This is a genomic window from Paenibacillus mobilis (assembly GCF_058267595.1).
On record NZ_JBZCMS010000010.1, the window covers coordinates 110,218 to 122,434 of the forward strand.

A 12,217-nucleotide genomic window follows, 5' to 3' on the forward strand; every position below is an offset into this window, starting at 1 on the left:
TTTCCAAAAAGTCAGCAGCTTTAAATCCGCATTTTTATAAAGGTTTAGGCAAAGGATTTCCTTCATTCCCAGCGGGAATATTGCGGGGCTGCAGTTCCGCAGCCGGGACAATGAGATGGTACACCCGGCTTTCGTACGGCTCAAGCTCCATTTCAGGCGAAAGCGCCACCTTCTCCGAGAAGCGGTTATGCAGCAGCAGGCCGGCAGCCGTATATTCCAGCGTTTCCGGCAGCTCGAGCTTCGCCTTACGGCCGCTCAGGTTGCAGATGACGAGCAGCTTTTCTCCGTCAAGCGTGCGGGTATAAGCATAAACCTGCTTATGCTCCGGGAGAAGCAGATCATAAGTGCCATACACAGCTGCCTTATAGTCCTTGCGCAGCTTGATCAGACTTTTATAGAAATGATAAACGGAATCGGGGTCATGCTTCTCCTGCTCCACGTTGATTTCCGTATAATTCGGGTTGATCTTCAGCCAAGGCTTGCCGGTGGTGAAGCCCGCATTTTCATGGCTGTTCCATTGCATGGGGGTTCTGGAGTTATCGCGACCGTTTTTCCAAATGATCTGCATGATCTCTTCATGGCTTTTTCCGTTTTCGGTTTCGATCTGATAGAGGTTTCTGATCGCAACATCATTATAATCGCCGATTTCAAACTGCACGTTGGTCATGCCGATTTCCTGGCCCTGGTAAATAAACGGCGTACCCTGCATAAGAAAATACATGGCGGCCAGCGCTTTTGCCGACTGCTTCCGGTAGGTGCGGTCGTTTCCCCAGGTGGAGACGATCCGGGGTTTGTCGTGGTTTTCGATAAACAAGGCGTTCCAGCCGCTGTTTTCGAGCCCTTTTTGCCAGCGGGTAAGCGTTTGCTTTAATTCCACCACATCCAGCTCGCCATCGACGCTTTTGTCCCAAAGCTGCATATGCTCGAACTGAAAAATCATGTTGAATTTGCCGTTTTCCTCCCCGACCCACTGATCAGCGTCCTCCACCGTCACCCCGCTTGCTTCGCCCACCGTCATCACGTCGTAGCGGTCAAGAGTCTCCTGTTTCAGCTCAAGCAAAAAATCATGGATGCCTTCACGGTTCATGTGGCCGTCAAAAGAAGGCACGTAACGCAGCTTGTCAGGGTTTGGCAGATCCGGCAGGCCCGGGAGCTTTTTAATATGAGAAATAGCGTCCACGCGGAAACCGTCGATTCCTTTGTCCAGCCACCAGTTCACCATGCCGTAAAGCTCCTTGCGTACCTCGGGATTCTCCCAGTTCAAATCAGGCTGTCGTTTGGAGAACACGTGCAGGAAATACTGCCCGGTGGTTTCGTCAAATTCCCAGGCCGATCCGCCAAAAATGCTCTCCCAATTGTTCGGCTCTTTCCCGTTCTTGCCGTCTTTCCATATATAATAATCCCGTTTGGGGTTTTCCTTGCTGGACCGCGACTCCACAAACCAGGGATGTTCATCCGAGGTATGGTTGATGACCAAATCCAGAATAAGCTTCATCCCTCGTGCATGGACCTCATCCAGCAGCTGATCAAAATCCGCCATGGTCCCGAAGTCTTCCATAATATCCTGATAATCCGAAATGTCGTACCCGTTGTCATCGTTAGGCGACTTATAAGTCGGACAGATCCAGATCACATCGATGCCAAGGTCGGCCATATAATCCAGTTTGGATACAATGCCCTGCAAATCGCCGATTCCGTCCCCGTTGCTGTCCATGAAACTCCGCGGGTAAATTTGATAAGCCGTTGCTTCTTTCCACCATTTTTTGTGCACGGTCTGCAGCCCCTTCACAGAAGTATTTCTAAGTGTTTTGAAAACAGATTTAGGAAAATATTTTCCCAACGCTGCTCATTATATAAGGAAGCCCTGCTTGGGGTCAATACAATAATCCTTGTCATAGCAATGAAATTATAGAATAAACCCTTTATATACTCGGGAAATTTTTTTCCTAAAGAACGTTCACGCCCCTCCGTATTTCCTAAAAAAGAGCCAGGGAAGAGACTTCTGCTCTCCTTCCGTTTACAATAAAAACAGATAAACCCTGAAATGAACGGAGCGAAGACCTGGAAGGACGTGAATTTCCACTTGAAGATCACCATTAAAGACATCGCCAAAATGGCGGGCGTATCCATATCTACCGTTTCGCGGGTCGTCAATAACAGCAAACCCGTCAACGATGACGTACGGCAGCGGGTGATGGATGCGATTCGGGCGACGAATTACCGGGCGGGCATGATTCCGGGCGAAACAGCCGGACTAAAGCCCGGCAACCCGCTGATCGGCCTTATCATCCCGCACAACGCCAATACGGTGCTGGATGATTTTAATACCGGCATTAATAATGTGGCCGATTTATATGGTTATGATGTAACGGTCGGATTGACGGATGCAACCGTAGAAGCCGAAACCGGCTATCTTCGTCTGTTTGGGGGAATTGGACTGCAGGGCATCCTTTTTGTCGGTTCACCGCTGAATGAACGCCATTTGGAGATCATCCGGGAATTCCGGCTGCCCTGCGTCGTGGTCGGGGAACTTTCCCCGGAGCCGTCCATCCCGTCGGTTCATGTGGACAATGTGACAGCTGCTTTTGAAGCGGTGACTTACCTGATTCAAAAAGGGCACCGCCGGATCGGCATGATCCGGGGCGCAGACGAAGGAGCGGTCGGCGGCCAGCGCTTTGAAGGTTACGCCCGCGCCCTGAAAGAAGCCGGCGTCAGCCTGAACGACAGCTGGGTTGCCGTCAGCGGCATGTCGGTCCAGGAAGGCATGGAAGCGATGGCCGGGATCATGAAAGGCAGCGATGGCGAACGCCCTACAGCCGTCTTCTGCTCGACGGACTGGATGGCGATCGGGGCCATGAATTATTTGCTGGATCACGGCTTTAAGGTGCCGGAGGAAGTTGCCGTATTCGGGTTCGACGGGAGTTTCATGTCCTCCGTTGTTCGCCCTCAGCTCTCTACGGTTTCTTATTCGGCCACGGAAATCGGCATGACGGCCATGCGGAATTTAATCAAACTGATTAAAGGAGAAGAAGTGCTTCCTCATCATACCAACGTGCCGCATCATTTAACCGTACGAGGGAGCACCCCCTAACGGAGATCCGGACCGGAGGTGCTCTACTTGGACTTGGGCTGCTGCTGGGTAATGCAGTGGATATTCCCTCCACCATAGGCGATTTCGCGGGTATAAACCTGCACGACCTTCCGGTCGGGGAAAAGCGCCTGAAGCCGTTCATAAGCCGGCCGGTCTTGCGGATCCCCGAAAGCCGGCATAATCACGCCGCCGTTGCAGATATAAAAATTGACGTAAGTGGCGGCAAGACGTGTGCCCGACCGGCGGCTGTAGCTCTGTCTAGCCCGGTCGATCAGCCGCGCTTCCTCTTCCGAAAGCACCGGCTGGCGGGGAATAGGAATTTTATGCAGCTCCAAACGGCGGCCTTTGGCATCGACCTCTCCTTTTAACTGCTCATAAGCCCGTTTTAACACGTCATATTGCGGATCCTTCTTGTCCTCGGTCCAACTGAGCGCCACTACGCCTGGCCGGATAAATGCGGCGACTTCGTCCACATGGCCGTCCGTTTCGTCATCAAGCATGCCTTCCTTCAGCCAGATGATCTTATCCACGTTTAAATATTCCCGCAGGTTCGCTTCGATATCCGTACGACTCATCTCCGGATTCCGGTTCGGGTTCAGCAGGCACTGCTCCGTCGTGATCAGCGTGCCTTCCCCGTCCACCGCAAACGACCCGCCTTCCAGAATAAAATGGCCTGCGTCGTAGCGGTTTTTCCGTTCGATATCAAGCACCTTCTGCTTCACGAACAAATCCTGATCCCACGGAAAATACAATCCGCCCTTCAAGCCGCCCCAGGCGTTAAACCCCCAGTCGATCCCCCTGACTTCCCCTATGCCGTCCTTCACGAAGGTTGGCCCGATATCCCTCATCCAGGCATCGTTATACGACAGCTCAACAACGCGGATCTCCGGCGGGAACAAAGCCCGGACATGCTCGTATTGACTGCCCGTCACGCCCATCGTGACCGGCTCGAACTGCGAAATCGCCAGCGCCACTTCATAAAAAGCATCCTGGGCCGGCTTGGCTCCGAGCCTCCAGGTGTCCGTCCTTGTGGGCCACAGCATCCAGGTTCCCTCATGAGGCTCGAACTCGCCCGGCATCCAAAAACCGTCCTGCCTCGGTCTGCCGTTCACGGTATATGACATGCTGCCCACCCCTTCTTTGCAAACTGATGGAACGATAATTTGCTTAAGGACCAGGTCCGCTTAATAACGCGGGTTATATTAACATATGAACTTGCGGACGGAGAGTGTGTTATTCCGCACGTTCAGAGATTAAATTGGTCAAACGAAAAAGCCGCCCGGATGGGCGGCCTTTCTTAAAGCGAAGGAAGGGGATTCGTTCTAAAACCTCAACCCTTCACACTCCCCTGACAAACCAGTTATCTTTGAAAAACGCCGCCAGCTTGCGTCGGTTGGCAAAAGCCAGCAGAACGAAATTTACAAATCCAAAACACAGAACCGGAGCCGGGAACCCCCGTACCAGCAAATAACCGAAAAGCAGCAGCATGCCAAGCACGACCTGGAAGCCGTTGGCATCGTCCGAAATCCGGCGGCTTCCCTTCAGCAGCATCGAAGCAGACAGCAGGCAAGCAAGCAAAATGGCGTAAGCCAGAGCGGCCTCAAAAGAAGTTACCGCGCTCCAAACCCCAAAAGTTACCGCGATGCCTTTCCCGCCCTTGAACTTTAGAAACGGAGAAAACATATGCCCTAGAATCGGCGCAGCCGCCAGCAGAGTCAGGCTGTAGCCGGCAAGGAAGTCCTGGCGGACAAGCCAGGCGAGCGGAAAATAACCCTTCAGGAAATCCAGCGCTATGCCCGCCAGACCCAGCCTCCAGCCTGCTGCCGCCCATAAATTAAACGCGCCCGGATTCCCGTCGCCGACCTGCCTCACATCCTTGCGGACCAGCAGGCCAAGCCAGTAAGCAAACATCAGGGAGCCGAAGACGAATTCCACCCAAGCCAGCATAAAAATCATCATGAAGACTTCCGGCCCCCCACCTCTATCGTCCTGCCTTTCCAGGCGACTTTCTTAAGAAAAACAACCTGGTAGGCCGAATAGATAAACACAATGAGGAAAAATAAGACAGACAGCACATGCAGCAGCGGCATCAGAAAGCCAAACCGTCCGACGTATCCGTTCAGGATCAGCATTTCGATGGTGAAAAGCATGTAAGCAATAAACGTCGGGTAAGCCCAAACCGTCGGCCAAAGGAACCACGCCGACTGGGAGGCGATCAGCGCTATAAACCAGACGGCGACCAAAGCTACCGTAAAGGGACTCAGCTTGGACGTGCTGGTTACCGCCCCTTTGCTGAAGCCCTCCAGTTCGCTGCGGATCCCGCCGGGGTACATCCGGAAGGAAACGTCTTTGCCTCCCAAATAATTCGTGACCGGAATACCCGCTTCCCGGTATTTGGCGCCCAAATTCAAATCGTCCAACACTTCGAAGCGGATGCTGTCATGGCCGTTAACGGCCACATAATCCTCTCTGGTGGTGACGATGCAGGAACCGTAAAGCCCCTGCTGCGGGTTGCGCCGTTCAAACGGCGAGGTGAAAGCAAATACGCCCAAAATATTCGGCACCATGGCCAGGCGCTCATAAAACTTCTCCGTGTAGTGAAACGGTACGGCCGATACCACACCGCCATTGCGGGCTCGTGCATGAAGCAAAACATTTAAAGCATCCGGCGAAAGCCGGATATCGGCGTCCAGAAAAACCAGAAGATCGCCGCTAGAACGGAGGAAGCCGTTCCAGACCGCCCAGGTTTTGCCTGTCCAACCCGCGGGGAGCGATTCGTTCTGCACTACCGTCACCCCGTAGCTTTCGGCCACGGCCCGTGTTCCATCCTCCGAGCCGTCGTCCACGACAATAATTTCGTCTGGCCGGCAGGTTTGGGCCATCAGGGAATTTAGCAGGTACGGCAGGTTCCCCTCCTCATTCCTGGCCGGAATAATGACGGATATCCTCCCGCCGCTGTAAGGGGCGGCGGCTGAAGGAAGCTTTTTCCTCCTAAACAAAACCAGCCCCGACAAACATCCAATCACGCTTAACAACAGTATCCACAAGGTAATCCCTCGCTTTCCGGAGAGCCGGGAATAGCCAAGCTGCAACAAACAAACCGATAAACGGACTCCGGCTTTGCTAACATTTTAATTTTATGTACAAAAAAACCGAGAGATGCCAGATACATCGAATTCTCCTGGCAGAGGCCGACGCTCCTCCACAAAAACAGCTCGATTGATTATCAGCAAAATCTCGGTGATTCTTTTATTATACTACTTCTAATTGGCAGGATAATGGAACTTTTTTTTCGGAAAAGGAACCGAAGGCTCTGCCGCCAGCGCTCTAGCGATCAAACCAACCTCCTCCGGACCTAGCGCCTGCTTCCGGCCGGTCAGGTCCCACTGCCGCAGCATCAGCCGGTAAAGGGGAAGCATGGGCCGTCCGCTGTCATACCCCTCCGGTTGATAAAATTCTTCGAATTGGCCGTCCTCGTCGATGACAAAGCTGGCAAAGGAGAAATGCTGAAATTCCCAATGCCGGCTGAAGCCGCGGAATTCCACCGTCTCAGGGGGAAGAGGAACCGGGCTGTCGAGCTCCTCATAGGAAAGCTGAAGCGCGCGAAACATCTTCAAGATAAGAAAGACCTCGTCGCTGATTTGGCCTGGAATATCATCGCATACCATATCGAGTACCTGATCGTAATAATGGGCGTAGCCTCTTTGCAATATTTTGATCTTCTCGTCGTAGTATTGGCCGTCTCCAAGATTCAAGGCTTTCAGAATTTGCAGCTGATTGCTCAAAATAAGCCTTTCCGCTTTGGTAAGCATCGTTCCCCTCCCCTTTCCGAGTCCTTCCATTTCCCGCTGCCAAGCACGGGTACAGCCAAGTCCCATCCTCATTCTCCCGCCATCAGGCTTCCAAGCGAGATCCTGCGCAGACCGCCCAAATAATCCTCTTTCCTGTCCCTCAGCACCAGCTGGGGCACATGTTCCGCCGGCACGTATTTGGCGCAGGCCGCCGCAACGTCCCGGACCGCCGCTTCATCCAGATTCTCCCGGCAAAAAACAACCGCATGCGGATTGATCACCGCAACCAGCATGGACACCATCCTCGCCAGGCTGTCAATGACCAGCGGTTCGTTCCGAATCCCCTCGGGGCAGCTTCTTCCCCGTTTCGTCGCCTGCAAAAATGTCATCTGATCGTATTGCGGAATATAGGAAATCTCTCCGGAGAAAAAGCTGCTGCCGCGCACGACATCGCCATTAATGAGGATGCCGGCTCCCGGCCCTTCGGTGCCAAGGAACAAATAAACAAGCGTGGGGCTTTCCGTTTTGGCAAACCTTCCGTGATAGCCGAGCACGGCTGCGTTCATATCGTTTTCCACATCCACATGCATGGCCAGTTTCGACTCGTAATAACTTTTGAGGTCAAAGTTTTGGTAGGACGGAAAAATGGGAATATGAAACGTAATTCCGTTTTTGACCGCTCCCGGCACCCCCAGGCTGAGCGCCCGTATTCCGGGATACCGCTCCGAAAGGGACCGGACGATTTCAGTCAGGGAATCCGGATGCTCCTCCCACGAAATGGCCGTCTGCCCCTGCTCCAGCACCTCGCCGACATAATTAAAGACGGAATAGACGGCGTCTTTTCTTTCAATATATAGAGCAAGCCCAAGCTTAAAACCGGGATTAAGCGCATACCGCTGGGCACGCCGCCCCCCGCTGGATTCGTCGGTGCCCACCAGCATGATTTCCCCGTCTCCGGCAAGCTGGTCCACGATTTTGCTGACCGTCGGAAAGCTGACCTCCGCCGCACCGGCAATTTCCGTTTTGGTTGCGTCACCCAGATGCAGGAGCTCCGTACGGATTCGTCTAAGGACGAGCTCGCTCATTTGTTTCGGCGAAACAAAGCGCTCTTTCATAAAGCCCTCCTTCGGGCATGACTTTTTAAACAGGTTTAATAAGTGTTGATTTGAGTTTATCACAGGGCGGAAGCAGTGGCAATGCGGTGTTTTTAAGATTATCGAGGTTGAATTTATGAAGGTCAAATCGCAAAAACAAGCAGGAAAAATCCCGACAAAGCTAGAACATTCCTTCCATGATTATGCAGAGTCCCGAGACCGGAGGTGTTTCCCGCGTGCCTATTGATTATGAACCCTTAAAGGATGCTTTTTTCAGACAGACTTTTCATTATGCTCCCATCGGTATGGCCATCCTGTCAACAAGCGGCAAATTCCTTAAGGCCAACCCGGCCTTATGCCTTCTATTGGGGTATTCGGAATCCGAGCTGAAGCTCAAGCGTTTCGAAGATATTACCCATCCGCATGATCTCCCCCACAATCTGGGACATGCCCAGCTTCTGCTTAATGGAACCCTCGATCTCTATGAAACCGAGAAACGTTACCTTCATAAAAACGGACGGGAGGTATGGGCCCTGCTGGCCGTATCCCTGCTCCGGGACGAAGAGAACACGCCGCTGCAATACATCGCCCAGATTGTGGATCTGACGGAGAAGAAACAGGCTGAGCAGAAGCTGGAACGGGAACACCGCACTCTCCAGCAAAAAGAACTGCTGTACCAGTCCATCGCGGACAACAGCTTTGATTTTATCACCCGGCACGATCTTGACGGCACTTATCTGGACGTTTCGGTTTCCTGCTATGAAATGCTAGGTTACGACAAAGAAGAAATGATCGGCCAGCCGGGACATGCCTTCCTCCATCCCGAAGAAAGGGCCGCTATTCTGGAACGCCATCTGGCTTTGCTGCAGACCGGACAGCGGTACCGGCTGATTTACAGGCTGCGAAGGAAGGACGGACATTATTTGTGGGCGGAATCTACCATGATCGGCATTCCGGACGCGGACTCGGGCCACTTAAAAGAAGTTGTGATCGTCTCCAGGGATATCAACGACCGCGTCGAAACATGCAGCCATCTGATGGACGCCCAGCAGAAATACCAGGTGATCGCGGAGAACGCCAGGGAGATCATTACCTTTACGGATACCCGGGGCATTGTGCAGTATATTTCGCCCGCCGTCTCAGCGCTGCTGGGCTACGATACCGCAGAGGTCATCGGGACCTGCATTTTTGATTACTGGCATCCGTCTGAACGTCGGGCCAGACAAGGCGTGGAAAGAGGCAACGACTGGTTCACCGCTGCGCCCTATAGCCGCCTCCTGCATAAGGACGGCCGCTATGTCCATGTGGAAACGACGTTTCAGCCGGTGCGCAGCAAGGAAGGCGAAATTGTCCAGATCCTCTGCATCAGCCGGGACATTACGGGACGGAAGCTGGCCGAAGACGAGCTGCGGATGACCAAGGAAAAGCTGGAGTCCTTTATTTCCAACCATGCCGATGCCATTTGGCTGATGGACCGGGACGGCCATGTCCAGCAGATCAATGCCTCGTTCCAGAAGCTGTTTCTATGGAGCCCCGCCGAAATTTTATCCTCCCGTCTGCCCGTCATCCGGGAACAGGACGCCAAGCAGATGGAGGAGCTAATAGCCAAGGTGCTGTCTGGCGGCTCTGTAGCCGGTTATGAATCCGTCTGGAGACGGAAAGATGGCATTGGGGTCGAAGTCAGCACCACTCTTTTTCCGATCAGGGACAGCAGCGGCAGCATTACCGGCATTGCCGGAACCACCCGCGACATCCGGGAGAAGAAGCGTTATGAAAAACGGCTGAAGGCCTCCAAGGAGCAGCTTGAGGCTTATCTGGAGCAAAACATCGATCCCGTTTTGATTCTGGATACGGATTACCGGGTGGTAAGGGTGAATCCGGCCTTTGAAACCACCTTCGGCTGGTCCACTTCGGAAATCGTAGGCACGTTCATTTTTGAGCTGCCCAGCGTACCCGCAGGCACGCAGGACAAGCTCAACTCCACTTTCGAGAAAATGAAACCGCATTCCATAGAAACCATCAGAGAAAAAAAGGACGGCGCGGTCATCCCCGTTCTCCTCTCCTTATTCCCGCTTCAGGATGAATCCGGCGACCATAACGGATGGGCCCTCAACCTGCGGGATATGACGGCCTACAAGCAGGCCGAGCAGCTGCTGATCAATTCGGAGAAGCTGTCGGTGGCCGGGCAGCTTGCAGCAGGCATCGCCCACGAAATCCGCAACCCGATTACCGCGATTAAAGGGTTCATTCAGCTGATCAATTCGGGCATCGCGGATAAGCAGCTCTATTATGACATTATGTCTGCAGAAATCGAACGCATCGAAATGATATTAAGCGAGCTGCTGATTCTGGCCAAACCGCAGGTCGTCCAGTTCGAGCAAACCGACATCCGCCGCCTCCTGAACCAGGTCATCACCCTGCTCGATTCCCAGGCCAACATGAACAACGTGCAGATCACGACCGAATACGAACCGGGGACCGCCTTGATCTTATGCGACCCAAACCAGCTTAAGCAGGTGTGCATCAACTATATTAAAAATGCCATCGAAGCCATGCCGGATGGCGGGCATGTCCATATCCAGCTGAGTCGGCAGGAGGACAACCAGTTTCGGGTTCGTTTTACCGATAATGGCATCGGCATTCCGGAGGATGTTTTGGCCAAGCTTGGCCAGCCCTTCTACACCACCAAAGAAAAGGGCACTGGCCTAGGCTTTATGGTCAGTAAAAGGATTATCGAAAATCATAGCGGGACCGTAACGGTCTACAGCAAAGAAAAAGAAGGAACCATGATCGAGGTGGTCCTGCCTGCCATGCCGTCTCATAGTTAAATCCCCCCCGGTCTCTCCACCGTCTTTTTCTTCAAAAAAAGAACCGCTCCCAAACAGCCGGCAGACTGCGGGAAGCGGTTTTTTTGATTAAGCGCGTTAACGATATAGGGAATGAATCTTATTTTCCGGCTGATTAGTTCAGTTTGGCAACTCCCACGGCGATATTCTCCAGCGTCTTCTCCGACAGGGTGCGATCCGGTGAGCTGAGGGTAACGAAACGGTCGTTCAGCTTAAAGGAAAGCATCGCCGTATCGCTTGGCGTGTACCATTTGGCTTTTACGCCGTTGGACAGCGTGATTTCCTTGCCGTCATATTCAAAAGCGTTGTCCCTTGGAGATACCTGGACCCTCATGTGGTCAAATTGAAACGTTACCGAGTCGCCGCCGGCGGCCGCTTTTTGGAAATGGTCGCCTTTCGCCATCTTCATAGGAGCATAGGCCGTAGTAAACCCGTCGAATTGGGCAAATTCGGCTTTGATGGCCTGGACTTGAAATGGCGCATAGTTTACAGCTGCAAGGCTGGTTACCGTTTGGGAGCCGCCGATTTTGGCAACGCTGGCGGCTACCTTTTCCAACTGCGTCTTCGTCATTTTCTGTGCCGGGGAAGATACCGTTACAAAGCGGTCATTCAGTTTGTAGGTCAGCATTGCCGTATTGCTTAGCGTATACCATTTGCCTTTCAGACCGTTGGACAGAGTAACCGTAGTCCCTTTGTAACCATCAGAGTAATCGCGCGGGGATACGCTGACCGTCATGCGGCTGAACTGCAGTTTCACGCTGTCTCCAATAGCTGACGCGCTTTGGAAAGCATCGCCTTTCAGCATCAGTTGCGGCGCATAAGCCGTTTCGAATCCTTCGAAGTTTGCGAATGCTTTCTGGATCGCAGCCGTTTGAGCAGCCGTATAACCAGGCACTACCCAGCTGTCCACGACAACCGGGCCGCCGCCGGAGCCGCTTGGACGGCTGCCGATGGACAATACGCCGGTCTTTTTATCATAGTAGACAGGAACCTTCAGCGCTTTGGAAAGAGAGCTGACCGGAAGATAAATCGAATCCTTATACACGATCGGAGCCAGCTTATGGCCGTTTGCATCGGTTGGCGTAAAGGCTGTTCCGTTAATTTTAATGTTCAGCGTGTGATTCAGGTAAGCGGTAATCTTTTGCAAATTGCCCCCGGCATAAACGCCTGCCGCACCCGATAAAGTCATGCCTGCCACCATCATGGCCAGCACCGATTTCTTGACGTTCTTATTCATAAAATGATCTCTCCTTTGTTTTTGGCTGCCGGAGCAGCATATTTGGTTAGGGAAGATGCCTTAACGAAAGAAATTTGAATTCTAACCTTTTCTATATCTCCTTGCCTGAATTCAATTTCCCGGCTTCTTTTTCTATATCTCTTGTTGAAGCAGCTCCC

The 12,217-nt window shown here is 52.8% G+C and carries 9 protein-coding genes; 2 read left to right on the top strand and 7 right to left on the bottom strand.

Annotated features, from left to right (window positions below; genetic code table 11):
• Positions 1-34: 34 nt before the first annotated feature.
• Complete coding sequence (locus AC3ZPD_RS17940; protein WP_490985649.1) at positions 35-1,771, bottom strand: glycoside hydrolase family 13 protein; 1,737 nt, start codon at positions 1,769-1,771, stop codon at positions 35-37.
• A 273-nt stretch (positions 1,772-2,044) separates the two neighbouring features.
• Here AC3ZPD_RS17940 and AC3ZPD_RS17945 point away from each other — a divergent pair, with 273 nt between their 5' ends.
• Positions 2,045-3,091: a LacI family DNA-binding transcriptional regulator gene (locus AC3ZPD_RS17945; protein WP_490985650.1), complete on the top strand. Its 1,047-nt coding sequence runs from the start codon at positions 2,045-2,047 to the stop codon at positions 3,089-3,091.
• Positions 3,092-3,114: 23 nt separating this feature from the next.
• Here the strand turns inward: AC3ZPD_RS17945 and aguA are convergent, their stop codons facing one another.
• The 5 genes from aguA to AC3ZPD_RS17970 all read right to left on the bottom strand — a co-directional run bounded on the left by aguA (position 3,115) and on the right by AC3ZPD_RS17970 (position 7,997).
• Positions 3,115-4,215: an agmatine deiminase gene (gene aguA / locus AC3ZPD_RS17950; RefSeq protein WP_490985651.1), complete on the bottom strand. Its 1,101-nt coding sequence runs from the start codon at positions 4,213-4,215 to the stop codon at positions 3,115-3,117.
• 214 nt (positions 4,216-4,429) lie between these two features.
• A complete protein-coding gene (locus AC3ZPD_RS17955) occupies positions 4,430-5,050 on the bottom strand; it encodes a glycerol-3-phosphate acyltransferase (RefSeq protein WP_490985652.1) in 621 nt (206 codons plus the stop codon).
• Positions 5,047-6,138, bottom strand: a complete 1,092-nt coding sequence (locus tag AC3ZPD_RS17960; RefSeq protein WP_490985653.1) for a glycosyltransferase family 2 protein — start codon at positions 6,136-6,138, stop codon at positions 5,047-5,049. Before AC3ZPD_RS17960 ends, AC3ZPD_RS17955 begins: the two co-directional genes overlap by 4 nt.
• Before the next feature lie 216 nt (positions 6,139-6,354).
• The gene (locus tag AC3ZPD_RS17965; protein ID WP_490985654.1) at positions 6,355-6,903 is read right to left on the bottom strand and encodes a YfbU family protein; all 549 of its coding nucleotides are present in this window, start codon (positions 6,901-6,903) and stop codon (positions 6,355-6,357) included.
• 68 nt (positions 6,904-6,971) lie between these two features.
• Complete coding sequence (locus AC3ZPD_RS17970) at positions 6,972-7,997, bottom strand: ROK family transcriptional regulator (RefSeq protein WP_490985655.1); 1,026 nt, start codon at positions 7,995-7,997, stop codon at positions 6,972-6,974.
• Between the two features lie 215 nt (positions 7,998-8,212).
• On the opposite strand from AC3ZPD_RS17970, the gene AC3ZPD_RS17975 reads away from it, so the two are divergent.
• Positions 8,213-10,804: a PAS domain S-box protein gene (locus AC3ZPD_RS17975; RefSeq protein WP_490985656.1), complete on the top strand. Its 2,592-nt coding sequence runs from the start codon at positions 8,213-8,215 to the stop codon at positions 10,802-10,804.
• Between the two features lie 133 nt (positions 10,805-10,937).
• On the opposite strand, the gene AC3ZPD_RS17980 is transcribed toward AC3ZPD_RS17975, so the two are convergent.
• On the bottom strand, positions 10,938-12,059 hold the full coding sequence (locus tag AC3ZPD_RS17980) for a hypothetical protein (protein ID WP_490985657.1): 1,122 nt from the start codon (positions 12,057-12,059) through the stop codon (positions 10,938-10,940).
• Positions 12,060-12,217: the final 158 nt, after the last annotated feature.

Coding starts and splice junctions, on each gene's coding strand:
- AC3ZPD_RS17945 (WP_490985650.1), top strand. CDS start 2,045: ATGAACGGAGCGAAGACCTGGAAGGACGTGAATTTCCACTTGAAGATC.
- AC3ZPD_RS17955 (WP_490985652.1), bottom strand. CDS start 5,050: ATGATGATTTTTATGCTGGCTTGGGTGGAATTCGTCTTCGGCTCCCTG.
- AC3ZPD_RS17980 (WP_490985657.1), bottom strand. CDS start 12,059: ATGAATAAGAACGTCAAGAAATCGGTGCTGGCCATGATGGTGGCAGGC.
- AC3ZPD_RS17970 (WP_490985655.1), bottom strand. CDS start 7,997: ATGAAAGAGCGCTTTGTTTCGCCGAAACAAATGAGCGAGCTCGTCCTT.
- AC3ZPD_RS17965 (WP_490985654.1), bottom strand. CDS start 6,903: ATGCTTACCAAAGCGGAAAGGCTTATTTTGAGCAATCAGCTGCAAATT.
- aguA (WP_490985651.1), bottom strand. CDS start 4,215: ATGTCATATACCGTGAACGGCAGACCGAGGCAGGACGGTTTTTGGATG.